Origin of the sequence: Paenibacillus sp. SAFN-054 (assembly GCF_051966755.1) — a bacterium.
GTDB lineage: Bacteria > Bacillota > Bacilli > Paenibacillales > Paenibacillaceae > Paenibacillus_AQ.
This window is the reverse complement of record NZ_JBQCKS010000001.1, coordinates 363,090-389,055: the sequence shown is the minus strand read 5'-3', so window position 1 is coordinate 389,055 and position 25,966 is coordinate 363,090. Positions and strand designations below refer to the sequence as shown.

The window sequence follows — 25,966 nt, the reverse complement described above, 5'->3', positions numbered from 1 at the left end:
CGCGAAAGCATGTAAGTCATAAAAGAAGCACCCGAAGACGGGTGCTCGCTTACATTGAAACCTATTAGTGAAGATGTTCGGAGATGCGGCTTAGCGCTTCTCCTGCTTCATTCACATGGATGTTGATCGTAGCCAAATCCCCGATCGCGCATATGCCGACCATTTCGCCATTGTCCACCACAGGAATGCGCCGAATCTGATGGTCCGCCATGATACGGGCACATTCATGAGCATCATCTTCCGGCGAACATGTAATTACGCTGCCCGTCATGCAGTCATGGCAGTGAACCTCGTTCGGATTTTGGCCTGAAGCTACACAATTCAGCACAATGTCACGGTCAGTAATCATGCCCACAACTTTTCTTCCCTCGCAGATCGGCACCGATCCGCAATTGATGTCACGCATAATTTGCGCTGCCGCCGTCACGGGATCATGAGGCGAACAAGTCTTTACGTCTTTGGTCATTACATCGAGAACCTTTGTCATCTTTGAAAATGCCTCCCTTGAAAATGATCCCCCGTATTGTACCCTTCCTAACCCGCTTCCATTCGAGAGAGTAAAGCGATGCCGATGGTGCGAAAAGAATCCAACAAAAAAAAAGCACAGCTCCCGATATAAATCGGATAGCTGCGCTTCTTTTCATGCTATTTGTACGCTCATGGCTGCTCCTTCATCCAAGAAAGTCTCGTCCATAACTTTATGCTTGGGATGAAAGGTAAGCCGCATGAGTGAATGTATTCAGATGGTGTGGTTGGTTAAGTGACGAACACGGTAAAAGCAAGTGCTGGTATATAAAGCCTGTACCTGTTCACGGTAGGTCTCAAGTTACACTTCCATAATAATCGGCAGGATCATTGGTCTGCGGCGGGTTTGCTCGTACAAGAACCGACCCAGTGCATCCTTGACGCCTGTCTTCAGGGAAGCCCACTCGTTTACGTTCTCGCTCATCAGTTTCTGCAAAGTGCTCGATACGATGCGATTGGCTTCGTCCAGCAGCCCCTCGGATTCGCGAACATACACGAAGCCTCTGGAGATGATATCCGGACCTGACATGATCGTGCCGTCCTGCTTGCTCAGGGTCACGACAACGACCAGAATACCATCCTGCGACAACAGTTTACGATCCCGAAGAACGATGTTGCCTACGTCGCCTACGCCCAAACCGTCGATCAGTACGTTACCAGCAGTGACTTTACCGGCTCTGCGAGCTGCTCCGTTCTGAATTTCGATTACTTCACCAATATCCGTGATGAAAATGTTATCCGGATCAACGCCAACCGATTCAGCCAGAATGGAGTGTCTGCGCTGCATACGGTATTCGCCGTGGATCGGAAGGAAGAATTTCGGTTTCATCAGGTTGAGCATCAACTTGAGCTCTTCCTGGCTGCCGTGTCCCGAAACGTGAACCCCGGAATTGGACCCGCTGTAAATGACATCAGCACCCAAACGGAACAGTTCATCGATCGTACGGCCTACATATTTCTCATTGCCCGGTACCGGAGTAGCGGCGATGATAACGGTATCACCCGGCAAAATATCAACCTTGCGGTGCGTGGAGCGGGCCATGCGGGTCAATGCCGACATCGGCTCGCCCTGACTGCCTGTACACAAAACAACTACACGGTCTGCAGCCATTTTGTTGACTTCTTCCGGCTCAATCAGCATACCGTCAGGTACATGCAAGTAACCCAGATCGGAAGCGATGGAGACCACATTCACCATACTGCGTCCGATGACGGTAATTTTACGCCCCGTCGATTCAGCAGCATTAACCACCTGCTGGATACGGTGCACGTTCGAAGCGAAGGTCGCAATGACGACGCGCTGCGACGCTTTGCGGAAAATGTCTTCAAGGACAACTCCGACGTTCTTCTCCGAAGGCGTGAACCCCGGTTTTTCGGCATTGGTGCTATCTGACAACAGAGCTAGAACACCCTCTTCGCCGATAGCTGCCATGCGCTGCAAGTTCGCGTACTGGCCGTTAACCGGCGTATGGTCAAACTTGAAGTCACCTGTATGAACAACATTGCCTTCCGGTGTTGCAATACAGATACCGACAGAGTCAGGAATACTGTGATTTGTTCTGAAGAATGTCGCCTTCAGCGTCGAGCCGAGCTCGATCTCGGAATCTTCGTTGATCAGAATCCGCTTCGTTTCGCCAAGCAGATTGGCTTCCTTCAGCTTGTTCTCTACCAGCCCGAGCGTAAGCTTCGTTCCGTAAACGGGAACATTCAGGTGTTTGAGAACGTATGGCAATCCGCCAATATGATCTTCGTGTCCATGTGTTAACAAAATGCCTCTTACTTTGTCGCGGTTCTCCGTCAGGTAGCTGATATCAGGGATAACAATATCGATACCCAGCATGTCCTCTTCAGGGAATTTCAAACCGGAATCAACTACCACGATATCATTCGCATATTGAATGACATACATATTTTTCCCGATTTCACCGACGCCGCCCAATGCAAATATCGCCAATTTATCGCTATTATTTTTTTTAGACAAATGAATCTAAACCTCCTATGGTCTTGGACGTCGTACCATTTTATAGTATTTATATTTCAAAAATATACCGCACCCAGTCACTTGACCCCATTATACATGATTAAAAACGCAAAACACAAGTCACCCTCCAAGCAAGAGTTATCCTCTCCCAAAAAAACAGGCGTTATTTGCAAAATATCCCCGCCAAACCGGGACTTGCTCCGATACTGAACCCGGGCACTTTTTTGGAAGTTCTGATAATTCAAAAAAGCGCCCCTTCAGGGGCGCTTTGCTTCGTTTTCATTAAGTTCACTTCGATATAGATGCTACAAGTTCACGGATAAATGCCGCTTCCGATTCGTTCGGGTCTACCAGCGGCAAACGGACGCCGCCTACGGAATGCCCCTGCAAATTAAGCGCATATTTCAACGCTGAAGGATTCGGAACGGGTGTTGGACATTCAAACAAGCCCTTGAATACCGGGAACAGCTTCTGATTAAGCTTGGCTGCTTCGGAAACTTTTCCATTCAGATAAGCCTCGATCATGTCCTTCATCGAAGATCCGATCAGATGGCTCGCGACACTTACGATACCATAGGCACCGACGGCTAGCGCCGGCAGTGTGGAAGCATCGTCACCCGAATAGACCCTGAACGAGTCCGGGGCGCCGGCGGCAATCAGCGTAACCTGTTCAATGGATGCACATTCCTTGGTCGCCACAATGTTAGGAATTTCGGCAAGGCGAAGCGTCGTCGCGGTACTGAGGCTCGCTACGGTTCGGCTTGGAACGTTGTAAAGCATGATAGGCAAACTTGTGCTGCGGGCAATCGCTTCGAAATGTCGGTACATCCCTTCCTGGCTGGGCTTATTGTAATAAGGCACAACCAGCAAAGCTCCATCGACACCCAGCTTTTCAGCCTCCTGCGTCAGATGGATCGAATGCTCGGTACTGTTACTGCCGGTTCCCGCTATAATTTTGCAGCGGCCTTTGGCTTGCTCGAGCGCGAACGCAAACAATTCAAGTTTCTCCTCTTCGCGAAGCGTTGGGGATTCGCCCGTCGTTCCGCAAATCACCAAAGAATCCGATCTCTGTTCCTCAATCAAATATTCAATCATATTTGACGTTTCAGACCAGTTGATTTTCCCTTGCTCGTTAAAAGGCGTGATCATTGCTGTAATCAGTCTTCCGAAATCCACTTGTATAACCTCCTCAAACGATAGGTTGCGCTAGAAGCAGCAGTCGGCCCTTAACGGTGAAGTTCAAATTTGGTATGAAGAGCACGCAAAGCCTGCACCATATCTTCTTTTTTGACAAGCACCCATATCGTCGTATTTGAATCCGCTGATTGCAGGATTTGTATATCTTGTTCACTGAGCGATTCCACGATTTTGGCCATGATTCCCGGTACTCCATTAATGCCTCCACCGATGACGGAAACCTTCGCACAGCCCGAAAGCGCTTTGGGACTCAGTCCGAGGTCGCGCAGAACACTGACAGCACGATCTGCATCAAAGTCGAATACGGTATAGACGGCACCCGTTGGGGTAACATTAATAAAGTCAACGCTGATGGAATTTTCGGCCATTGCCTTGAATACCTGCAGCTGCAGGTTATGTCCTGCTCCTTCGCAGTCCACCGTAATCTGAGTCACATTGCTCACATACGCGATGCCGGTTACGTAACGGTCCATGATCCCTTGTTGAACGTCTTTAAAGCCTTCCGGCTGGGTAACCAGCGTGCCTTCGTCTTCCGAAAATGTAGAGCGCACCCGGACCGGAATTTGAGCCTGCATGGCAATCTCGACCGCGCGCGGATGAATGACTTTGGCTCCGTACTGGGCCATATTGCAAATTTCGGCATAGCTGACGTACGGCAGCGGTTTGGCATCTTCCACGATTCTTGGATCAGCCGTCAAAATCCCGTTTACATCTGTGTAAATATCGACCATTTCGGCATGAAGCGCAGCACCCAGTGCCGTAGCCGAAGTGTCGCTGCCCCCCCTGCCCAGCGTCGTAAAGTCGCCGGAATCGGATTGACCCTGAAAACCGGTCACGATCACGACCTGATGGGTTTCGAGTTCTGCCACAACCCGATCCGGACGTACATCCATGATTCTCGCATTCCCGTAATGATTATCGGTAATGAAGCCTGCCTGGGCTCCGGTCAGCACGGTAGATTTGACTTCTTCGTGCTCGAGCAGGCTGCACAGGGTTGAAGCCGAAATGATTTCACCGCAGCACAGCAGTAAATCCTTTTCGCGTGCAGGAAGGGCATCGCCATTCTGAGCCGCCCAATCGAGAAGCGTATCGGTAGCATATGGCTCCCCTTTACGTCCCATGGCGGACACGACAACGACAAGTTGGTATCCTGCTGCCAGTTCGCGCTTGATGTGTTTGATGACAAGTTCTCTTGCCTGCGGTGTCGATAGCGACGTGCCACCGAATTTTTGAACTAAAATGCTCATTTCCATTCCTCCATACGACTAAGAACGCGCGGAACGTTTAGCAGCGATATTCTCGGCGATCCTCAAGCAGCATTCCATGCCGCACCCTCCACCAACTTACGTTAGGGCATTGCTTCACCGAGATCGCGGCTTAAACGCACTACAAAAAACGTCCGGTTTTCCTGCGGCATCGGTCGCAAGCGGATAGGTTCGGGAAGCCGGATCAACCGCAAGTGGTGAAGCCGGGCGCTTCCGCTAAATATCTTTTTACGTCTTCTTAGTTCATAGTCCTTCTTCAATTCGACGCTAAACCGATTCGGAATCCCTTTATACAACAGCAATTCGAACACGGTCCGGCGCCGATGTTTTCATTTTCATCTGGTTTCGTACTTACGATCATGACGTTATGTTTATCATTTGTTCCGGATTCGCCTTGGAACAACCCGCCGCCTATCCGGATCCATACGAAAAGCGTGGGTGTTGTCTATGCAAACCGCTCCATGCCGGCACCCTGGGGTGCAAGCTCGCAGCCTGGCATCCCCTCCGGCGCTGAACAGGGCAATATCCATACCTTAAAAGCTTTAAGGCCGCCGATCTTCGAACATTTATAACCGTTTCTCCCTATAGATCACGCTTGACGGTCTCCCTTATAGAAGACAGCATTACGCAGAGAAAATCCGTTGAAGAATCATCGGTTGAAGCTGTCTTCCTTCCAGTGCGGCGTAACAGGCCTCGGGAATCAAATCCATTTGGGCTACAAGTGAATTCGGCTTCTGATGAGGGCTATCTTGACCGAAAGGGACAAAATAAATATTCTTCGTCACTAAAAGCTTGGCGATATTGGCTGCATTCAGCCCGAGCCCGTCATTTGTGGAAATAGCCAGCACAAGCGGACGAAGGTTTCTCATTTGGGCCTTGGCGGCCATAAGAACCGGGCTATCTGTCATCGCGTTTGCCAGCTTGCTTGTCGTATTTCCGGTGCATGGGGCAATCACCAGCACATCAAGTAATTTGGATGGTCCCAGCGGTTCGGCTTCAACAATGCTTGAAATGATATCACTGCCCGTAATGTCCTTCAACTGCTGCAGCCAATTTTGAGCGGTTCCAAAGCGCGTATCAGTCACCTGCACCGAATTGGATACGATCGGCACCACTTTGGCTCCTTCGTCCACAAACCGCTTTACCTGCGGCATGATTTCTTCCAGCGTGCAGTGAGATCCCGTAATCGCGTATCCTACCGTCTTACCCTGCCAATTCATTCTCCATCCCCCCGAGTCTTGAACTCATCCGAAATCAACTGTACAAGCGAGCTGGCGATAATCAGGCCAGCCGTTTTGGGAGCTACGATTCCTGGGAGTCCGGGGGCAAGCAGCGCCTTGATTCCCCGCTTCTCCGCATACCGGAAATCGCATCCTCCGGGAGCGGAAGCAAGGTCAATAATGACGGAGCTTAGAGGCATTTTAGACAGGATTTGTGCTGTGACTATCATAGTCGGAATCGTATTAAAAATCAAGTCAATATTGCTCACATGATCCGCCAAATCCCTTGTCAGGAAAGGCTCCCAGCCCATCACCTCCGCTCTGGCGATGTCCTTTTCCGAACGGACTCCCACCTTGACTTTCGCTCCCAGGCCCTGCAGCGTTTTGGCCATCGTAAACCCTGTTCTTCCCAATCCGAGCACCATGCAATCCGATCCATGTATCGTAAAATCCGTATTCTGTATTGCCATGACGAGTGCGCCTTCAGCCGTAGGAATGGAATTGCTTATCGCAACCTCATCCCGGTCCAGCAGTTCGACCAGCTTGATCTCATGATGCGCGCACAAGCTGCGCAAATAAGGTTTGGCCATGCCGGTATATACCCTGCATCCTTTGCGCAGTGACGCCATATGCTCATCCTGAAGCTTCAGCGGATCATTCGAAAACTGCGTGTGGATCATGCCTTGGTCGTCGCAGCCCACGACAGGGAGGACCAGGACATCCGCGGCAGCAAGCAATTCGGCCGTCAGATGATCCCTGGTCACTCCCTGGAGCTTTTGCTTCAGATTGTCGAAACCGACGACACTCACGGTGGCATCCATCTCCGAACACTTGCGGATCACCTCAACCTGACGCGCATCCCCGCCTAGGAATAGGATTTGGACTCCTGTCAGCATAAGGATGTCACTCCTTTCAATAAAACACTGTTATGGAGCATCTTATGCCGTTGCCTAGCATTCGGTGAAAACGCCTGAATAAACAGAAGGGCAAAATGAATGATTTAACCACAAAAAAAGCCTGCCGGCGTTCCGTTGCAGGAACGTGGCAGACTTTCTTGTTTACTTCCCTGTATGACCGAACCCTCCGGCGCCCCGAACGGTATCAGACAGCACTTCCACCCGCTCGAACTGAACCTCCGGCACCTCCTGGAACACCATTTGGGCGATGCGCTCGTTGCGCGCAATCGCAAACGGCTCCTGCCCCAGATTGATCAGCAGCACCTTGATCTCGCCGCGGTAATCGGCATCGATCGTTCCAGGCGTATTAAGGCAGGTTATGCCATGCTTCAAAGCGAGTCCGCTGCGGGGGCGGATCTGTGCCTCCAGGCCTTCTGGCATGGCCAGGGCAATACCCGTAGGAATCAGCTTGCGCTCTCCCGGGTTCAGCAGGACAGGCTCTTCCACGGCTGCGTACAGATCATATCCTGACGCCGCCGAAGACATTTTCTCAGGAAGAGATACATCCTCATGTCCTGGCAGTTTATGAATTTGAACGTAATGCAACGAAATCATCCCTTCTAAGTCCCGCAATCGGTTTGTCGGATGCCCCAACCATAGCCAGCGCAAACGGTTCACTGAACATCCGGTCCAGCACGGCATCGACATCCTTCATGCTTACACGTTCTATTTTTTCGATCATTTCATCCAAGGAGTTGTGCTTGCCGAGCATAAGCTCATTTTTGCCCAAGCGGTTCATCCGGCTGCCCGTTCCCTCCAGGCTCAGGATCAGGCTGCCCTTCAGCTGCTCCTTGCCCTTCTTCAGCTCTTCCTCCGTAATACCGTTTTGCGCTATGTCGGAGAGAACCTCTTTGGTAAGGTCCAGCACTTCCTTCGTTTGTTTCGGAGCCGTTCCCGCGTACACCGTGAAAAGCCCGCTGTCTTCATTCGAGCTGTGGTACGAATAAACGGAATAAGCCAGCCCTCTTTTTTCACGAATTTCCTGGAACAGCCTGGAGCTCATGCCGCCGCCAATCGTGTTGTTCAGCAGAATCATGGCATACTGAAGCGGATCATGAATCGAACATCCCGGAAGCGAAAGGCAGATGTGATTCTGCTCCGTTTTCTTTTTATGGTATACGAGATTGCTGTGAAAGCCTGGAGCTTCGATTTCTTTGACCGCTTGATGATTATCGAATTGCCCGAAGTGGCGCTCCAGAAGCTCTACGATGCTGTCTTCGTCGATATTGCCGGCGACACTGACCACCGTATTTTCGATCGTATAATGCTCATCCATATAAGCTTTCAGCTCTGCAGGGCCCATCGGATCAAGCTGCTGCTTCGTGCCCAGAATCGGATAGGCCAGCGGATGATCGCCATAAACGGCTTTCGCCATCAAATCATGCACGAGATCGTCCGGCGTATCTTCGTACATGGAAATTTCCTCAAGAATGACGTTCTTCTCTTTGGCAAGCTCTCCCGCGTCCAGCGTCGAACGGAAGAACATATCCGACAAGACGTCAACCGCGATCGGCAGATGCTCATCCAGAACTTTTGCATAAAAGCAAGTGTATTCTTTGGACGTAAAAGCGTTCACGTTGCCGCCGATCGCATCGAACTGCTCTGCGATGTCTTTGGCGTCGAAACGCTCCGTTCCCTTGAAGAGCATATGCTCGATGAAATGCGAAACGCCGTTATTATCGGGAGTTTCATGCCGTGACCCCGTTTTTACCCAAATCCCAAAAGAAACCGACCGGCATGTCGGTATTTTTTCCATGACAACTCGCAGGCCGTTGGTAAGTTTAATTTTTTTCACGCGAAAGGCCCTCCTAAAATAATATCTATCCACCGGGTTTGAACATTCCCTATGCTACCAAAAAAATCATGCCCACTCAACTGCTCGGGGGGATGACGCGTTCCGGTGACAAAGTTTGGCCTACCGTTCCCGGTATAAGGCTCTTTGCCTTGATCGCCCGGATCATTCCCTTGAGAGCCTTGGAAGAGGATGCCGTCGGATGCATCAGGATCAGCGTACCCGCCTCGACTTTATTCGAAATTTTATTCACGACCGAATCCGGTGAAGGATTCCGCCAGTCCACCGTATCCAATGTCCAGAGAACTGTTTTCAAACCGAGCCCATGCGCAATTCGCACCGTTTGCTGGTTGAAATCCCCGGATGGCGGTGCAAACCAAGTATTGTCAACGCCCAGGCTTTCCTTCAAAAGCTTTTGTGTTTTGCTGATTTCCATGGAAGCACGGTACTCGCTGAGCTGGCTCATGTTGGGGTGCGTATAGGCATGGTTTTCCAGCTCATGACCGCGTTTTTGGATCTCCTTGGCCATGTCAGGATTTTTCTTCAGCCAGCTTCCATCAAAAAAGAAGGTAGCCTTTACCTTCTCCTCATCCAATATATCCAGCATCGGCACGATAAACTCGTTGCCCCAGGCTACGTTGATCATCAGCCCGACCATCGGCTTGTTCGGATTGCCCTTGTAAATCGGCTCTGCCCCCAAATCCTCAAGTTTGACTTTCGGAGGAATCTGGCGGTACACATATGTAATCGGAGATGAGACTCCGGCCGATTTGGCCTGCTTATACGTCTCTTCCGCATCAATTTCCAGTCCGTTATAACCGGGAATCGCCTTCCATACGCGGTCCACTACCGCGTCCACCGGCTGAATCCGGGTTTGTTCCCTTTTCTCCAGAATCTGTTTATAGAGGGGGTCCTGCTGAACGTCATCCAGTTTGGGACCCCATGTGCTGACTGCCGCCGGCTGCTGTCTGGCCTCTTGTATATATTCCCCGACTACGCCGGTTTGGCCAATCCCCACCACGGTTGCAAAACAAGCCAGCAAAACCGCACTCTTTTTTCCATTCATACCGCCGCTCATCTCCCTTACCCGCTTTGTCCCATCATATGAACAAGTTATGCGGAATATGAATAAGGAAATGCACTGCGTAAGCAGCATGAGGCTACTTGATCTTACCCTGAAAAAAAAGAGCCAGAAGTGGTTACATTCTGCCTCTTTCGCAAGACCATGATTGTCTTGTTGTACTGTCATTCAAATGGTGTGTTACATCGATTATGCTTTGGTTTCCGCTGTCAATACCGCTTTGCGGGACAGGTTGATACGGCCTTGCTGGTCGATTTCGGTTACCTTCACAGTAATCGGGTCGCCGATTGCAACCACATCTTCAACCTTTGCAACGCGTTCCGTGGACAATTGGGAAATATGCACAAGACCTTCCTTGTTCGGCAAAATTTCCACAAAGGCTCCGAATTTCTCGACCCGCTTCACCGTACCGACATAAATTTCGCCGACTTGAACTTCACGGACAATGCCTTCGATAATCGAACGAGCTTTCTGATTCATTTCTTCGTTGGAAGAAGCAATGAACACGCGACCGTCCTGTTCAATATCGATTTTCACGCCGGTTTCTTCGATGATTTTGTTGATGATTTTACCGCCTGCTCCGATAACGTCACGGATTTTGTCCGGATTGATGTTCATCACGATGATTTTTGGCGCATACGGAGACAACGATTCTCTTGGCTTCTGAATGGCTTCCATCATTTTGCCGAGAATGAACATCCGTCCTTCTTTGGCCTGCTTCAGCGCCTCTTGCAGAATCTGGCGGTCGATACCATCGATCTTGATGTCCATTTGGATGGCGGTTACGCCTTCGGCGGTGCCGGCTACTTTAAAGTCCATATCGCCCAAATGGTCTTCCATGCCTTGAATATCCGTCAAGATGGAAACATGCTCGCCATCCTTGATCAGACCCATCGCTACGCCAGCTACAGGTGCTTTGATCGGCACGCCTGCATCCATCATAGCCAGCGTACTGGCACAGATACTAGCCTGGGATGTTGAACCATTGGATTCCAGCACTTCGGACACCAGACGGATCGTGTACGGGAATTCCGTTTCCGAAGGAATGACCTTGGACAAAGCTCTTTCGCCAAGCGCGCCATGGCCGATTTCGCGGCGTCCCGGAGCGCGGAGCGGACGGGCTTCGCCTACGCTGAACGGCGGGAAGTTGTAATGATGCATGAAGCGTTTCGTTTCCTGCAGATCAATTCCGTCCAGAATCTGTACGTCGCCAAGAGCTCCAAGCGTACATACGCTAAGCGCCTGGGTTTGACCGCGAGTAAACAAACCGGTTCCGTGCGTCCGTGGCAGAATGCTGGTATCGCACTCGATCGGACGGATTTCATCCAGCTTGCGTCCGTCAGGACGTACTTTGTCATGAGTAATCAATCGTCTTACTTCTTCTTTGACAATATCATGGAGAACCTCTTTAACATCACCCAAAAGCTCAGGCGTCTCTATGTACTGTTGTTCAAAGTGAGTGACGGTTTCGTCGTTAATGGCATCAATGGCATCCTGGCGCGCATGCTTCTCGGCAATGCGTACGGCTTCAACCAAACGGGCTTCGGCAAAATCACGCACCTGCTTGTTGACTTCCGCGTCCACCGCGTGCAGTTTGACTTCCATTTTCGGTTTGCCTACCTGCTCAACCAATTGCTCGATGACAGCCACGATTTTTTTGATTTCATCATGACCGAACATGATCGCTTCAAGCATCACGTCCTCTGGTACTTCGTTGGCTTCCGCTTCCACCATCATGATCGCGTCTTTCGTGCCGGAAACAACCACGTATACGTCGCTGATTTCCTGCTGAGCGATCGTAGGGTTAATAATGAATTGTCCGTCAATGCGGCCAACCACAACCCCGCCAATCGGACCGTTGAACGGCACGTCGGAAATGCTCAAGGATGCGGAAGTTCCGATCATTGCAGCGATCTCCGGAGAGCAGTCTTGATCCACGCTCATCACGAGGTTCAGGACTTGTACATCGTTACGGAAACCTTCGGGGAAAAGCGGACGAATCGGACGGTCCGTCAGACGGCTCGAAAGAATCGCCTTTTCGCTCGGGCGGCCTTCACGCTTGATAAATCCCCCTGGAATTTTGCCTACTGCATACAATCTTTCCTCGTAGTTAACGGTCAACGGAAAAAAGTCCAAATCCTTAGGTTCACTGGAAGCAGTTACAGTACAAAGGACAGCAGTTTCCCCGTAGCGTACCATTACGGCACCATTGGCCTGCTTGGCAAGACGCCCGGTTTCAAGAATCAGGGGTCTGCCTCCCAACTGCATTTCTACACGACTTTCCATGAAATCCCTCCTTTTCATAACACATTATTCCCAGTTATGGGTAAATTCATATAAGGGCCTGCATAAAAAGCAACCCGGTTGCCCCCGCTGTCACTCCTAAAAGGACAAACGGTGAACAACCAGGCTGCTTTAAGTAGACCATACGGATATTAACGACGCAATCCGAGTTTTTCAATCAGAGCGCTGTAACGTTTAACATCTTTGTTTTTCAAGTAAGCCAACAGCTTACGACGTTGACCAACCATTTTCAGCAATCCACGGCGGGAATGATGATCTTTCTTGTGCGAACGCAAGTGATCAGTCAGGTTCGTAATGTTCTCCGTAAGGATAGCAATTTGCACTTCTGGGGATCCTGTATCGGACTCATGAGTTTTGTGCTCTTCGATCAGTTGTTGTTTACGTTCTTGAGTCAATGCCATCCTGTTCACCTCCTTAAAATAAATAATCGCCGTTAGCCTCGTTACCGTCGGTGAGATCGTGTAACCAAGCCAAGGTTATTGCCGCTGGTTTGCCAGCGACGTTTATCAGTATAGCACACTTTACTGGTAAAAGTAAACGTTCGCGAGCGCGTTATTTGGACGAGTCCAAAATCCGCCTCGCGGTGTCGGCATCTGCTTGAATTTGAGCGACCAGCTCCTGGATGGAAGGGAATTTCCGTTCCGGACGAATATACGAGATCAGGTCTACCACCAGACTTTCTCCATAAATATCTCGGTCGAAATCCAAGAGATGAACTTCAAAGCTAGGCGCCGTGACGCCTTCCTGGAACGTAGGCTTCACGCCCATGTTCATAACGCCAGGCACCCACTCCCCTTCGACCAAGGTACGTACGGCGTATACACCTTTGGCCGGAACGACGAACTGATCTTGAAGCCGCAAATTGGCCGTTGGAAAGCCGATCGTTCTTCCGCGTTTATCCCCATCGACAACTTCGCCGCGGAGGCGGTAAGAATGACCGAGCAGACGGTTCGCCTCTTCCAGCTCTCCGCTTTGCAGCGCCTTGCGGATCGCTGAACTGCTCACTTTCCCGCCTTCCAGTTCAAAGGGAGGAATGATTTCCACGGTCATTTTGCCTCCTCCAAGCTCACGCAGCATTTCCGCATGACCTTCACCCTTGTGTCCGAAACGGAAGTCGAATCCGACGATAGCCGTTTGGATACCCAAAGCCAGGAGCATACCTTCCACGAAAGCCCGCGGGCTCAGTTGGGAGAAGGCTTCGCTGAATTCCACCACGTAGAGAATGTTGACGCCCATGGCGCCGAGCAGCTCCTGTTTCTCCCGCAGCGGTGTCAGGTTCCCTTCATAATTCCCTTTCTTCATGACATCCTTCGGATGCGGATGAAAGGTGATTACCGCGGACGGCATTCCTTTTTGTTCAGCGAGGCGGACAGCGGACCGTATGACGCTTTCATGACCTTGATGCACGCCATCGAATTGTCCAAGCGCAGCGATTTGCGGCCCAGCATACTCTTCAATAATGCCGGAGGGCAGAGGATAGGATAAATTTACAGTCTTCACAACGTTCTCACCTGCAATTCGATTTTGATATCCAGAAAGATCACGTCTCCGGTAGAAATACCTTCACCGGGGCGATTGCCCCCGTGTCTTCCTGCTTTTCAAAGATACCCAGGAACAAGCCTGCGCTGTTATAAAGGCGAATACAGCCGGGAGCCGCAACTTCAGGAACAACGGCTCTGCCGGATAGGCGTTGCCCCTGCAATGCCGCAGAAGCCTTCTCTTCCAGCACCGTATGGGCAGGCAGATGGCGGACAGCATGATCCACCTTAATTAAGCGGTCCTGCAGATCGCCCGTCTGCACCAGATGCTCGATCTGTTCGAACGTCAGACAATCCGCTGCCGTAATGCCCGCCGACATCGTTCTGACCAGCTTCACCATCGTCGCCGGAAGTCCTAAAGCCCGTCCAATATCCACACAAAGCGTCCGGATGTAGGTTCCTTTGGAGCAAAGGGCCCTGAAAGAAACGTCCAAAAAGGGCCCATTCCATTCAAAGCCTTTCATTTCAATTTCATATATCGTCACTTCACGGCTTTTGCGCTCCACGGTTTTCCCTTCGCGCGCCAGCTCGTAAAGACGTTTGCCGTCTACTTTTACCGCCGAATACATTGGAGGAATCTGTGAGATGGTGCCAAGGAAGGTTGCAAGCACCTTTTCCACTTGCTCCGGAGTCACCTTCACTTCGTCAACCTGCTCCGTAATGGTGCCGGTCAAATCCTCCGTATCCGTAGACATTCCAAGGCGCAAGGTCGCCTCATACTCCTTCGGCAGTTCCTGCATGTATTCTACGACTCTCGTGGCTCTACCGAGACATAAAGGCAGCACCCCCGTCACTTCCGGATCCAGCGTGCCCGTATGTCCAATACGCTTCATTTTCAAAATCCGGCGCGTTTTGGCTACGACGTCATGAGAAGTCATTCCTGCCGGCTTCGCGACAGCCAAAACTCCTTCAAAACTCATAATTGTGATTTCACCCGCTCTACCACCTGCTGAATAATCGATTCCAAGGATCCTTCAATGCGACACCCGGCTGCCCGTACATGCCCGCCGCCGCCAAAGCTTTGGGCGAGCGCTGCAACGTCGACTTTCCCTGCCGATCGAAGGCTTACTTTCACCGCATTTTCATGAATGACTTTAAATAAAATGCCTACTTCCACGCCATGTATGTTGCGGGGATAGTTCACGATCCCTTCAAGATCCTCGTTCGCCGCTCCGGTCTCTGCCATATGCTCAGGAGTCACATACACCCAGCAGACTTTTCCGTCCGGGGTCATTTCCAGTGTATTCAACGCTTTCACAAGCACTTTCATTTGCGGAAACGTCATGGCTTCCAGCAAATTTTCAGAGAGCTCTGGTCCGTTCACGCCATATCCGAGCAGCTCGGAAGCGATTTGCATCACTTTGGGAGACGTGTTGGCATAGCGGAATCCGCCAGTATCGGTTAACAGCCCGGTATAAATGGCAGATGCGACATCGGTTGTCCATTTAAACCCGAAGGTTTGGATCAGATCGTAAAGAATTTCGGCGGTCGCAGCAGCCTCCGGCTTGATCAGCGTTGCAGTTCCGTACCCGTTGTTGGTCGGATGGTGGTCGATGTTCAGAAGCAGAGCATCCTCTTCAAAATACTTGGCGGTCAGCCCGACTCTGCCAAAATCGGCACAATCCACGCACACCACATGCTTGAAGGTGCGTTCTAACGGCTGCTCCTCCATATTCACGATTTGATCGGACATAAGCAAAAAGCGCATCCGCTCCGGAATGGGCCCTTCATTGATCAGAGTGAATTTTTTGCCCAGACATGAGAGAAGCCAGCCCACTGCAACGGTGGAACTGACTGCGTCTCCATCTGGCTGAATATGCGACACTACTAGATAATCATCATGCTTAAGCAAAAACTCTTTAGCGAGCTCAAGCGACTGTTCATAGGTCTGCATTGCCTTCTCCTTTAAAACCGTATTTACATCATTTTGCCTTCAATTCATTCGGTTTCGTTCGATTCGTTTTTGCCGATCTCGCCGAGAAGCTTTTCGATATGAGAGCCATAGGCAATTGATTCATCGAATTTGAAAATCAGCTCCGGCGTGTGGCGGAGTCGAATTCGCTTGCCGAGCTCGGAACGGAGAAAGCCGTTCGCTTTCTCCAAAGCTTTTAATGAATTCGCTTTTTGTTCCTCATCACCCAGCACACTGAGATAAATTTTGGCTTGGGATAGATCGTTGGTTACATCCACGCCGGTTACGGTCAAGAAACCGATACGCGGATCCTTCAGTTCTGTTTGGATGAGCTGGCTCAGTTCTTTCTTGATCTGCTCTCCAACGCGTCCTACACGTATTTTAGCCATACCTGTTCACCTCTTTACCTACTTGCGCTCGACGGTCTCCATGATGAATGCCTCGATGACGTCGCCTTCCTTGAGGTCATTATAACCCTCCAAGGTAATACCACATTCATATCCTTGGGCAACTTCCTTGGCATCATCCTTGAAGCGTTTGAGCGTGTCAATTTTGCCTTCATGAACGACGATGCCTTCACGGATCAAGCGAAGTTCGGCATTGCGCGAAATTTTGCCTTGAGTGACCATACATCCGGCAATGGTGCCGACCTTGCTGATCTTAAACAGGTTGCGGACTTCGGCATGACCGATAACCACTTCTTTATATTCCGGATCAAGCATGCCCTTCATAGCTTGCTCGATTTCTTCAATAACATTGTAAATAACGCGATGCAGGCGGATATCAACTTTTTCCTGTTCGGCGGTCGCTCCCGCTTGCGGATCTGGACGGACGTTAAAGCCGATCACGATCGCATTCGATGCTGCCGCAAGGATAATGTCGGATTCCGTAATAGCTCCGGCGCCGCTGTGAATGATCTTGACGCGAACGCCTTCGACCTCGATTTTCGCCAAAGAGCCTTTCAGCGCTTCGACCGAACCTTGCACGTCACCTTTAATAATGACATTCAGGTCTTTGATCTCGCCATCCTTAATATGCTGGAACAAATCGTCCAGGGTTACGCGGACATTGCTGCCCAGATCGGACTGACGCTGGGTGATCGAACGTTTCTCGGCAATGGAACGCGCTTTGCGCTCATCTTCGAATACCATGAACGGATCGCCAGCTTGCGGCACTTCCGTCAGACCCGTGATCTCCACAGGTGTGGAAGGTCCGGCTTCTTTGAGACGGCGGCCTTTATCGTTCACCATGGCACGAACGCGTCCGAAGCAGTTACCCGCTACGAAGGCATCCCCGACTTTCAGGGTACCGTGCTGTACCAGAATGCGTGCGACAGGACCGCGGCCCTTATCAAGTTCAGCCTCGATAACGGCACCGCGTGCGCGTTTATCCGGGTTGGCTTTGTAGTCGTTGACTTCAGAAACGAGCAAGATCATTTCAAGCAAGTCTTCAAGCCCCATCTTCTGTTTCGCCGAAACGTTAACGAAAATGGTGTCGCCGCCCCATTCTTCCGGAACCAGACCGTACTCGGTAAGCTCTTGTTTGACTTTATCGGGATTTGCGTCCGGCTTGTCGATTTTGTTCACGGCTACGATGATTGGCAGTTCAGCCGCTTTCGCATGGTTCACGGCTTCTACCGTTTGCGGCATAACACCGTCATCGGCTGCAACCACGATAATCGTGATATCGGTAATTTGGGCACCACGTGCACGCATAGCCGTAAAGGCTTCGTGACCCGGCGTATCCAGGAACGTAATTTTCTTGTTATTGATCTCGACTTGATAGGCACCGATATGCTGCGTGATTCCGCCTGCTTCGCCGCCCGTTACGTTCGTGGAACGGATGGCATCGAGAAGTGTTGTTTTACCATGGTCGACGTGACCCATAATCGTTACAACCGGTGGACGGGCTTTCAGATCAGCCGGATCGTCATTTTCTTCCGTCGTTTCGAAACGGTCGTCTTCAACGACGATTTTCACTTCCACCTCAACGCCGAATTCGCCTGCAAGAAGAAGAATCGTATCGATATCAAGCTCCTGGTTGATGGTAGCCATAACGCCCATCAGGATCAGTTTCTTGATGACTTCGGATGCATCCTTGTGAAGAAGTTTGGCGGTTTCGCCAACGGTCATCGTACCGCGTACAATGATTTTCTTCGGCGTATTGTCGATTTTTTCGCGCGGAGGCTGATTTTGCTGTTGACGGCCGCGGTTGTTTTTGCCGCCGCGGTTGTTACGGTTGAACGAACCCGACTTGTTGTTTCCGTCTTCAAAGCGTCTTCCGCCTCCACCTTTGCCGCCGCGATTCTGGCTTTGGTTCTGGCCAGAGTTGCGGTTGCCGCGGTTGTCGTTGGATCTGTTATCGCTCGATCCGCCTTCGCCCGGACGCCCGCCAGACTGCTGTGGACGGCCGCCGGATTGCTGCGGCCGGCTTGAATTGTTGTTCGGACGCTGACCGCCGGACTGTTGTCCGCCCGGTCCGCGATTTGCTCCGCCTTGTGAAGATCCTTGCGTACGGTTGCCCTGGGAATTCCCTTGGCTGCGGTTACCCGAGTTCGTGCCTGTGCCTTGGCTCCGGTTACCTGCTCCGTTATGCTGTCCTTGCGGTCTGCTATTAGACTGCCCGCCTTGAGACGAGCCGTTGCTTCTGCGGGAATCTTGCCCGCCTTGGGTTCTTTGGGAACCAGTGGATGTAGTTTGATTGGATTTATTATTCATACTTACCTGCTTTTCCTGTTGTTTTTGGGGTTGGCTTTGGCCTGTCGGCTTGCTGCCCTGATTTTTATCTGCCCGATTGTCGTTTTTTATGGAAGATGTATTGGCTGTCGTTTGAACTTCCCCGCTTTCTCTTTTCGCAGCGGCATTCGATTTGATATCTCGAAAAAATTGTTCCACTTTTGAGACCGAATCATTCTCCATGACGCTCATATGATTGTTCACGGGAATATTCAGTCTCTTTAAAATGGTAATAATTTCTTTGCTGCTCATATTTAGTGATTTGGCATATTCGTACACGCGCAGTTTATCTTTACTGTCTTGTTTACTCAATATACTCCACCTCCGACATTATCTCCAAGCTTTTGGAGATCATTTCTGCGAATCCTTGATCCGTAATTGCGAGCACAACTCTTTCGGGTTTACCGATGCTTGTGCCCAGACTTTCGCGGTCAAATCCGATCACCAGAGGGATGTTGTATGTTCCACATTTGTCACGGAACTTTTTCTGTGTATTTGCTGAGGCGTCACCCGCAAGTATGACTAGCTTTGCTTCAGAGGACCGTATCGCTTTCAGCACAATTTCGTCACCGGTCTGCACCTTTCCCGCACGCATGGCGAGACCGAGGCGGGAGAAGAATTTATTCATCGCCCGAGCTTTCCTTGACCGCCAGGAATTCATCCTCTACCGAAATGAAATCTTCGGCAAGCTGTTCATAAATTTCCGGTTTTACGTGATGCTTCAAGGCACGGTCCAGTGACTTGTTCTTTTGTGCCAGCTTAAAGCATGAAACTTTACCGCACAGATAGGCGCCACGGCCCGACTTCTTGCCAGTCAGGTCAATCAGCACTTCGTCTTCCGGCGTCTTTACAATGCGGATCAGTTCCTTCTTCGGCATCATTTCCTGGCACGCCACGCATTTGCGCAGCGGCACTTTTCTTTGCTTCATCATGGCGTGACCCCCGTCCTTCTAATATTAATCGACGGAGACGGAATCCTGATGCATTTCAGCCGAGGAAGTTTTCGGTCTGCCGAATTCCTGTTCCGCCTGACTCTCGCTCTTGATGTCGATTTTCCAGCCTGTCAGCTTGGCCGCAAGGCGGGCATTTTGACCCTTGATACCGATGGCAAGGGACAGCTGGTAATCCGGCACAATGACACGTGCCATCTTTTCTTCTTCGAACACGATGACTTCGAGAACCTTCGAAGGACTCAGGGCATTCGCCACATATTCCTCCACCTGCTCCGAGAAGCGTACGATGTCGATTTTTTCTCCGCGCAGCTCATTGACAATGGTCTGCACACGGAGCCCTTTCGGTCCTACACAAGAACCGACAGGATCCACTTCAGGATTGCGGGAGTATACCGCGATTTTGGAACGAAAGCCCGCTTCGCGAGCCACGGACCGGATTTCAACAACGCCGTCGAAAATCTCAGGCACTTCGAGCTCGAACAAACGCTTCAAGAGACCCGGATGCGTGCGGGACAGCATAATCTGCGGACCCTTCGTGGTATTTTCGACCTTGGTGATGTAAGCCTTAATGCGGTCTCCATGCTTGAACTTCTCGTTCGGCATCAGTTCGCCAATCGGAAGGACGGCTTCCACCTTGCCCAGGTCTACGTAGAAGTTACGCAAGTCCTGGCGCTGAACGGTACCGGTTACGATATCTTCCTCTTTGTCCACGAACTTGTTATAGATCAAGCCGCGCTCCGCCTCGCGGATGCGCTGCGTAACGACCTGTTTCGCCGTTTGTGCGGCAATTCGTCCGAAATCACGCGGAGTGACTTCGATTTCAGCGATATCCTCGAGTTGAAAATGGGGATTGATCTCGCGTGCGGCTGGCACGGAAATTTCCGTGCGCGGATCCAGCACTTCTTCCACGACCAGCTTACGGGCATATACTTTAATAACCCCGTTGTTCCGGTTCATATCGACACGTACATTTTGCGCCGTATTAAAATTGCGTTTGTAACTGGAAATCAGCGCGGCCTCAATAGCCTCAAACAGAATATCCTTGCTGATTCCCTTCTCTCTTTCGAGCTCATTCATCGCTTCAATAAAATCCATACTCATTGGAAATCAGTTCCCCCTTTCATCACATGCACCCAAAGCGTAAACGGCTTCGCCGTCGCAGCAGGTGAAGTTTGCGTTTCGCGTAAAAAATCCAGAAATTCACAATCGGTGCATGCCTTATTAACTCCTGGATTAGTAAGAAAAACGTCTATCGCAGTATTCTTGCTAAGAAAAGCCGCGTCTAGAGAGTGTTCTTCTTGCGATTACAGAATCGCATCAGCTTTCACTGAAAAACTGATAAATTCTACAATCTTAAAAAATAATGGCCAGTCTTGCACTGGCAACTTTGGCATACGGAATGGTGTGCTGCTTCTTGCCCGCCGAAATCACAAGCTCTTCATTCTCGAACGAAAGAAGCCGGCCTTCGAATTCCTTCAAGCCGTCAACCGCCTCGTACACCGTCACAAACACATCTTTGCCGACAGCTTTGGCTACGTCTTCGCTTTTCTTCAGCGGACGCTCGGCGCCAGGGGAGGATACCTCCAGAAAATAAGCGGTAGGAACAGGATCATTCTCATCCAGCTTCTGGCTCAGGTGTTCGCTGACCATGCCGCAGTCATCGATGTCAATGCCGCCATCCTTGTCAACATATACGCGCAGGAAGTAATTGCTTCCTTCCTTTACATACTCCACGTCAACCAGTTCAAAGTTATGCTCATCCAGAAAAGGCTGGACCATTTCTTCTACAATTGCCTTGATCTTCGGTGTGCTCAAAGATTATTACCTCCAAGACTTTCAATATCCTATATACCAAAGAGTAAAGAGTGGGTCGCCCCACTCTTTAAACAACGGTTTTATCTCCATGATTGCCAAAAAAATTATAACATAGTCTGGCAACACTGACAAGTATCTCTCCTTGACTGCTCTTTAGACGCAGCAAGGGATGCGCGTCCTTTCGGACTTGTCAAGACCTGCCGAAATCCACCGGAATTTCCCCCGGGGCTCAGAACAAGGAGAGCTGATTGCTTTCCGGAAGTCCCCGGAAGCAGTTCATTTGGGTAAGCAGCTCGATGATGGATTTACTTGCCTTGGACTTCTGCTGAAAGTCCTCAATGGACAGGAATTCTCCAAATTCGCGCGCGGCCGCGATGTTGCGTGCCGCGTTGTCGCCGATGCCCTGCATCGCCGAGAACGGAGGTATCAGGGAATCGCCATCCACGATAAAACGCGTTGCTTCCGAACGATAAAGATCGATGCTTTTGAAGCTGAACCCTCGTGCCGTCATCTCCAGAGCCATCTCCAGCACCGGCAGCATGCTCTTTTCTTTCGTTGTAGCCTGGAAGCCTTTTTGTTCAATCTCGTCGATTTGACGGTTGATGGCTTCGTATCCCTGGCAGCAGAGTTCAATGTCGAAATCTTCGGCGCGCACGGAGAAATAGGTTGCGTAATAATGAATCGGATAATACAGCTTGAAATATGCAGTACGTACCGCTGAAATAACGTATGCGGCAGCATGGGCTTTCGGAAACATGTACTGGATTTTCAGACAGGAGTCAATGTACCATTGCGGCACCTTGCATTTCTTCATCTCGTCGATCCATTCCGGCGTCAGGCCCTTGCCTTTACGGACGCTTTCCGTAATTTTAAAGGCAAGACTGGCATCCATGCCCGCTTTGTAAATCAGGAACAGCATGATATCATCCCGGCAGCCGATAACCGTCTTGATGTTACAGGTGCCATTCTTGATCAATTCTTGCGCATTGCCGAGCCATACGCCCGTTCCGTGCGACAATCCCGAGATTTGCAGCAAGTCGGCAAAGGATGATGGTTTTGATTCAATCAGCATCTGACGCACAAACTTGGTTCCCATCTCAGGCACACCGTATGTGGCAACAGGTGTACGAATTTGGGAGGGCTCGACGCCAAGTGCTTCGGTCGAGTTAAACATGCTCATGACCTTGGGATCATTCATCGGAATGGTCGTTGGATCCACGCCCGTCAAATCCTGAAGCATCCGCATCATCGTCGGGTCGTCATGACCCAGTATATCCAATTTCAGCAGATTCGCATCAAAGGCATGATAATCGAAATGCGTCGTTTTCCATTCCGCGTTCGTATCGTCTGCCGGATACTGCACCGGTGTGATATCCTCCACTTCCATGTAATCCGGAACAACGACGATACCGCCCGGATGCTGCCCCGTGCTGCGCTTCACACCCGTGCAGCCCGCAGCGAGGCGGCTCAGCTCCGCTCCCCGCCATTTCTGATGATGATCTTCCTCGTATTTCTTCGTATAACCGAACGCCGTCTTTTCCGCGACCGTACCGATCGTACCTGCCCGGAATACGCATTTCTCGCCGAAAATTTCTTTCGTATAGTTATGCGCATGCGGCTGATACTCGCCGGAAAAGTTAAGGTCGATATCGGGGACCTTGTCCCCTTTAAAACCAAGGAAGGTTTCGAACGGAATGTCCTGTCCTTCGCCTTTCAGATTGCTTCCGCAGTGCGGACAGGTCTTGTCAGGAAGGTCAAAGCCGCTTGGCACGCTTCCGTCCAGGAACCACTCGCTGTATTTGCATTCCGCATTCAGGCATATATAATGCGCAGGCAGCGGGTTAACCTCGGATATCCCGAGGAACGTCGCAACTACGGATGATCCGACGGACCCCCGCGAGCCTACCAGATATCCGTCCCGGTTCGACTTCTTAACCAGGCGCTCCGATATGAGATAGTTGGCAGAGAAACCGTATTTGATAATTGGCTCCAGTTCTTTCTCCAGGCGTGCGACCACAACCTCCGGAAGGTCCTCCCCATAAATGGATCTTGCCGTTTCATAGCAGGTGTTGCGAATCTCTTCATCCGCGCCCTCGATAATCGGGGTAAAGAGCTTGTCCGGGAACAATTCCAGCTCCTCGAAGCGGTCGGCCAGCTCATTCGTGTTCTTGACGACGACTTCCATTGCCTTATCTTTGCCCAGAAACTCGAACTCTTCCAGCATTTCATCCGTCGTCCGCAGGTGAGCATCCGGTTTGCGGATATCCTTCAGCGGGCTGAAGCCGGTGATGCCATGGATCGTAATGTCCCTGAATAGCTTGTCACGGGGATCCAGATAATGCACGTTGCCTGTCGCTATGACCGGCTTATTCAGCTTCTCACCGATTTCGCAAATCGTCTTGATGGCCGACTTCAGTTCCGTAGGACTTCCTACCAGGCCTTTATCTACCAAATGCATATACATCGTGAGCGGCTGAATTTCCAGGATATCATAAAATTCAGCAACCTCGATGGCTTCTTCCACCGTCTTGTTTAATACCGTTTCGAAAAACTCGCCCTTTTCGCAGCCCGAGATGACAAGGAGTCCTTCACGCATCTCAACGAGCTTGGACTTCGGTATACATGGAACGCGCTTAAAGTATTCCGTATGCGACATCGAAATGAGTTTAAACAGATTTTTCTTGCCTGTCATATTGAGCGCATAAATGCCGCAGTGGAATGGACGGGTATTGGACAGATCCTTCCCGACATAATCATTCAGCCGATCAAGCATCGTAAGTCCCATGATCTTCTCGGCATCCGCCAGCAGTCCGTTCAATATTCCCGCCAGAGCGATTGTATCGTCAATGGCACGGTGATGGCTCTCGAGCAGGACTTTATATTTATCCGCCAGCGTATTCAGGCGGTGATTTTTCATGCTTGGATGAAGCAGCCGGGCGAGCTCGAGGGTATCCAGTGCCGGATTCTCCAGCTGCGGCATGCCGTACTCTTTTAAGGAGGCCTGAATAAAGCCTACGTCAAACCGCGCATTGTGCGCTACAAGCACGCCGTCACCAGCAAATTTGACGAACTCCTGCAAAACAGGCTCGAGATCCGGCGCATCCTTGACCATATCGTCCGTAATGTTCGTCAGCTGCTGAATATGATAGGGAATCTTTTCATGCGGATTGACGAACGTGGCGTACCGATCGATTTCCTGGCCTTCATGCATTTTGACCGCCGCAAGCTCCGTGATTTTGCTGTTCGTAATAGACAGACCCGTGGTCTCGATATCGAATACGATATATGTTGCCGATTTCAGTTCGATCGGCTGAGGCTGCAGGACGACAGGCACCGAATCATTGACCACGTTGGCTTCCACGCCATAAATCATTTTGATGCCGTTTTTCTTCGCTGCCTTGGCAGCGTCAGGATAACACTGCACGCCGCCGTGATCTGTAATTGCGATGGCCTTATGCCCCCACTTGGCAGCTGTTTTGATGTACTGATCCACAGGCGTAACAGCATCCATCGTACTCATCGTCGAATGCAAATGGAATTCCACCCGTTTTTCAGGTGCGTTATCTTTGCGGGCAGGCGGGGCCTGAACTTCCACGAGATCAGAGGGAATCATGACTAGCTCCGGAATTTGCATGAAGCGGTCGTACTCGACGCGCCCGCGCGCTCTCACCCACTTACCGTTGGCCAGCAGGCTCATGATTTTCAAGTCTTCCTTGGTCTTCGCGAACATTTTCATTTGCAAGGAATCGCTGAAATCGGTCAGGTTGAACATGAACAACGTGCTGCCGTTGCGAAGCTCCTTGCTGTCGAGTCCGAAGATCGTTCCCTGCACCGTAATCTTTTTCTCTTCATCCTGAATCTCTTGGATCGGCACGGGCTGCTCCTTGATGTCATAGCCGACCTGCAAACGCACCTCTTCGCCGTCATCCTCGGCCATGCGCGCTTCCGCTTCCATCGAGGTCATCATTTGCTGAATCACTTCACGTTCTTCCTGCTGCTTCTTCTGCTCAAACGCTTCAATGGCTTCTCGGCTGACTTCTCCCACCTGGACCTTGACCCGAAGCGGCAAGGCAAAATACTGAGCGTAAAAACGCGTTAGAGCCTGATCGATCTGCTTCTTTCGGGCCAGCTCCAGCGACATATTGTCTGTCATCGTCACCATGAGGGTTTCCCCGTCCAGCTCATGGGACGCCCTGGCCATCCAGCCGTTTACGGAAGGGATCTCCCTGTGAATCCATTCCAGGAACAAGTTCCAGTACGTATCAACAATTTCCTCATGGTCCACGTTGGACCCATATTTAAAGATCAATGAGATTTTGGCGATGTGCTGCATTTTCTCCCGCAGCTTCAAGCTGAAACTTCGGTACACTTCCGCCGGCACGAGCGTTTCCTTCACAATCGTAATGACCCATTCCTGATTGCTCCGGCTTGTTTCGACCTGTTCAATGTATCCATCCAAAAAATAAGGATCAATTAATCCGGGGGGGATTTCACCCTGTTTCATCAGAAGTTCAAACCGTTTTCTCTTCTCGTCAGACTTGTCCACGTACTCTTCCCCCTTGCTCAAAAATGAAAAGCTTCTGTACCCAGTCATAAATTCCGGGTTACTCAAGCACACCGGGCCTATTTCTGGCAGAAGCTCCTCATGGTCTATTCCTGAATCTATTCAAATCTTATCATAGATTGATGCAT

The 25,966-nt window shown here is 50.7% G+C and carries 22 protein-coding genes and 1 pseudogene; all 23 read right to left on the bottom strand.

The window, feature by feature from the left end:
- Positions 1-64 precede the first annotated feature (64 nt).
- The gene (locus ACTHPM_RS01820; RefSeq protein ID WP_440393476.1) at positions 65-487 is read right to left on the bottom strand and encodes a CBS domain-containing protein; all 423 of its coding nucleotides are present in this window, start codon (positions 485-487) and stop codon (positions 65-67) included.
- Positions 488-826: 339 nt separating this feature from the next.
- On the bottom strand, positions 827-2,506 hold the full coding sequence (locus ACTHPM_RS01815; protein ID WP_440393475.1) for a ribonuclease J: 1,680 nt from the start codon (positions 2,504-2,506) through the stop codon (positions 827-829).
- Between the two features lie 288 nt (positions 2,507-2,794).
- Positions 2,795-3,682 carry a 4-hydroxy-tetrahydrodipicolinate synthase gene (gene dapA, locus ACTHPM_RS01810; RefSeq protein ID WP_440393474.1) on the bottom strand — a complete coding sequence of 296 codons (888 nt, stop codon included), beginning with the start codon at positions 3,680-3,682 and terminating at the stop codon, positions 2,795-2,797.
- Between the two features lie 50 nt (positions 3,683-3,732).
- A complete protein-coding gene (gene dapG, locus ACTHPM_RS01805; RefSeq protein WP_440393473.1) occupies positions 3,733-4,950 on the bottom strand; it encodes an aspartate kinase in 1,218 nt (405 codons plus the stop codon).
- Between the two features lie 101 nt (positions 4,951-5,051).
- Positions 5,052-5,279 (bottom strand): hypothetical protein, encoded by a 228-nt coding sequence (locus tag ACTHPM_RS01800; protein ID WP_440393472.1) that lies wholly within the window; start codon positions 5,277-5,279, stop codon positions 5,052-5,054.
- Positions 5,280-5,363: 84 nt separating this feature from the next.
- Positions 5,364-5,501 (bottom strand): annotated as a pseudogene (locus ACTHPM_RS01795) (aspartate-semialdehyde dehydrogenase); the annotation flags it as partial.
- Between the two features lie 90 nt (positions 5,502-5,591).
- Positions 5,592-6,188, bottom strand: a complete 597-nt coding sequence (locus ACTHPM_RS01790) for a dipicolinate synthase subunit B (RefSeq protein ID WP_440393471.1) — start codon at positions 6,186-6,188, stop codon at positions 5,592-5,594.
- Positions 6,185-7,084, bottom strand: a complete 900-nt coding sequence (gene dpsA / locus ACTHPM_RS01785; protein WP_440393470.1) for a dipicolinate synthase subunit DpsA — start codon at positions 7,082-7,084, stop codon at positions 6,185-6,187. Before dpsA ends, ACTHPM_RS01790 begins: the two co-directional genes overlap by 4 nt.
- A 162-nt stretch (positions 7,085-7,246) precedes the next feature.
- Complete coding sequence (gene dut, locus ACTHPM_RS01780) at positions 7,247-7,699, bottom strand: dUTP diphosphatase (RefSeq protein ID WP_440393469.1); 453 nt, start codon at positions 7,697-7,699, stop codon at positions 7,247-7,249.
- Positions 7,668-8,939 (bottom strand): M16 family metallopeptidase, encoded by a 1,272-nt coding sequence (locus ACTHPM_RS01775; RefSeq protein ID WP_440393468.1) that lies wholly within the window; start codon positions 8,937-8,939, stop codon positions 7,668-7,670. The genes dut and ACTHPM_RS01775 overlap by 32 nt, the downstream gene beginning before the upstream one ends.
- 76 nt (positions 8,940-9,015) lie before the next feature.
- Complete coding sequence (locus ACTHPM_RS01770; protein ID WP_440393467.1) at positions 9,016-10,002, bottom strand: polysaccharide deacetylase family protein; 987 nt, start codon at positions 10,000-10,002, stop codon at positions 9,016-9,018.
- Between the two features lie 204 nt (positions 10,003-10,206).
- Complete coding sequence (gene pnp, locus ACTHPM_RS01765; RefSeq protein WP_440393466.1) at positions 10,207-12,303, bottom strand: polyribonucleotide nucleotidyltransferase; 2,097 nt, start codon at positions 12,301-12,303, stop codon at positions 10,207-10,209.
- Positions 12,304-12,452: 149 nt separating this feature from the next.
- Complete coding sequence (gene rpsO, locus ACTHPM_RS01760; protein WP_127607303.1) at positions 12,453-12,722, bottom strand: 30S ribosomal protein S15; 270 nt, start codon at positions 12,720-12,722, stop codon at positions 12,453-12,455.
- 151 nt (positions 12,723-12,873) lie between these two features.
- Positions 12,874-13,821: a bifunctional riboflavin kinase/FAD synthetase gene (locus ACTHPM_RS01755; protein WP_440393465.1), complete on the bottom strand. Its 948-nt coding sequence runs from the start codon at positions 13,819-13,821 to the stop codon at positions 12,874-12,876.
- A gap of 40 nt (positions 13,822-13,861) precedes the next feature.
- The gene (gene truB / locus ACTHPM_RS01750; protein ID WP_440393464.1) at positions 13,862-14,779 is read right to left on the bottom strand and encodes a tRNA pseudouridine(55) synthase TruB; all 918 of its coding nucleotides are present in this window, start codon (positions 14,777-14,779) and stop codon (positions 13,862-13,864) included.
- The gene (locus ACTHPM_RS01745; protein ID WP_440393463.1) at positions 14,776-15,753 is read right to left on the bottom strand and encodes a DHH family phosphoesterase; all 978 of its coding nucleotides are present in this window, start codon (positions 15,751-15,753) and stop codon (positions 14,776-14,778) included. Before ACTHPM_RS01745 ends, truB begins: the two co-directional genes overlap by 4 nt.
- A gap of 44 nt (positions 15,754-15,797) precedes the next feature.
- A complete protein-coding gene (gene rbfA, locus ACTHPM_RS01740; RefSeq protein ID WP_440393462.1) occupies positions 15,798-16,160 on the bottom strand; it encodes a 30S ribosome-binding factor RbfA in 363 nt (120 codons plus the stop codon).
- A gap of 18 nt (positions 16,161-16,178) precedes the next feature.
- A complete protein-coding gene (gene infB, locus ACTHPM_RS01735; RefSeq protein WP_440393461.1) occupies positions 16,179-18,818 on the bottom strand; it encodes a translation initiation factor IF-2 in 2,640 nt (879 codons plus the stop codon).
- Positions 18,811-19,134 (bottom strand): YlxQ family RNA-binding protein, encoded by a 324-nt coding sequence (locus tag ACTHPM_RS01730; RefSeq protein WP_244719373.1) that lies wholly within the window; start codon positions 19,132-19,134, stop codon positions 18,811-18,813. The genes infB and ACTHPM_RS01730 overlap by 8 nt, the downstream gene beginning before the upstream one ends.
- Positions 19,127-19,435 carry an RNase P modulator RnpM gene (gene rnpM, locus ACTHPM_RS01725; protein WP_160498183.1) on the bottom strand — a complete coding sequence of 103 codons (309 nt, stop codon included), beginning with the start codon at positions 19,433-19,435 and terminating at the stop codon, positions 19,127-19,129. The genes ACTHPM_RS01730 and rnpM overlap by 8 nt, the downstream gene beginning before the upstream one ends.
- 27 nt (positions 19,436-19,462) lie before the next feature.
- A complete protein-coding gene (gene nusA, locus ACTHPM_RS01720; RefSeq protein WP_440393460.1) occupies positions 19,463-20,560 on the bottom strand; it encodes a transcription termination factor NusA in 1,098 nt (365 codons plus the stop codon).
- Positions 20,561-20,812: 252 nt separating this feature from the next.
- A complete protein-coding gene (gene rimP, locus ACTHPM_RS01715; RefSeq protein WP_440393459.1) occupies positions 20,813-21,274 on the bottom strand; it encodes a ribosome maturation factor RimP in 462 nt (153 codons plus the stop codon).
- 229 nt (positions 21,275-21,503) lie between these two features.
- Positions 21,504-25,868 (bottom strand): PolC-type DNA polymerase III, encoded by a 4,365-nt coding sequence (locus tag ACTHPM_RS01710; protein WP_440393458.1) that lies wholly within the window; start codon positions 25,866-25,868, stop codon positions 21,504-21,506.
- Positions 25,869-25,966 lie beyond the last annotated feature (98 nt).

What these genes read in the sequence shown, in the direction of transcription:
- rpsO (WP_127607303.1), bottom strand. Translation starts at nt 12,722, where the DNA reads ATGGCATTGACTCAAGAACGTAAACAACAACTGATCGAAGAGCACAAA.
- dapG (WP_440393473.1), bottom strand. Translation starts at nt 4,950, where the DNA reads ATGAGCATTTTAGTTCAAAAATTCGGTGGCACGTCGCTATCGACACCG.
- dpsA (WP_440393470.1), bottom strand. Translation starts at nt 7,084, where the DNA reads ATGCTGACAGGAGTCCAAATCCTATTCCTAGGCGGGGATGCGCGTCAG.
- ACTHPM_RS01745 (WP_440393463.1), bottom strand. Translation starts at nt 15,753, where the DNA reads ATGCAGACCTATGAACAGTCGCTTGAGCTCGCTAAAGAGTTTTTGCTT.
- ACTHPM_RS01820 (WP_440393476.1), bottom strand. Translation starts at nt 487, where the DNA reads ATGACAAAGGTTCTCGATGTAATGACCAAAGACGTAAAGACTTGTTCG.
- ACTHPM_RS01710 (WP_440393458.1), bottom strand. Translation starts at nt 25,868, where the DNA reads ATGACTGGGTACAGAAGCTTTTCATTTTTGAGCAAGGGGGAAGAGTAC.
- ACTHPM_RS01730 (WP_244719373.1), bottom strand. Translation starts at nt 19,134, where the DNA reads ATGAATAAATTCTTCTCCCGCCTCGGTCTCGCCATGCGTGCGGGAAAG.
- ACTHPM_RS01790 (WP_440393471.1), bottom strand. Translation starts at nt 6,188, where the DNA reads ATGAATTGGCAGGGTAAGACGGTAGGATACGCGATTACGGGATCTCAC.
- dut (WP_440393469.1), bottom strand. Translation starts at nt 7,699, where the DNA reads ATGATTTCGTTGCATTACGTTCAAATTCATAAACTGCCAGGACATGAG.
- pnp (WP_440393466.1), bottom strand. Translation starts at nt 12,303, where the DNA reads ATGGAAAGTCGTGTAGAAATGCAGTTGGGAGGCAGACCCCTGATTCTT.
- nusA (WP_440393460.1), bottom strand. Translation starts at nt 20,560, where the DNA reads ATGAGTATGGATTTTATTGAAGCGATGAATGAGCTCGAAAGAGAGAAG.
- ACTHPM_RS01770 (WP_440393467.1), bottom strand. Translation starts at nt 10,002, where the DNA reads ATGAATGGAAAAAAGAGTGCGGTTTTGCTGGCTTGTTTTGCAACCGTG.
- truB (WP_440393464.1), bottom strand. Translation starts at nt 14,779, where the DNA reads ATGAGTTTTGAAGGAGTTTTGGCTGTCGCGAAGCCGGCAGGAATGACT.
- rbfA (WP_440393462.1), bottom strand. Translation starts at nt 16,160, where the DNA reads ATGGCTAAAATACGTGTAGGACGCGTTGGAGAGCAGATCAAGAAAGAA.
- rnpM (WP_160498183.1), bottom strand. Translation starts at nt 19,435, where the DNA reads ATGAAGCAAAGAAAAGTGCCGCTGCGCAAATGCGTGGCGTGCCAGGAA.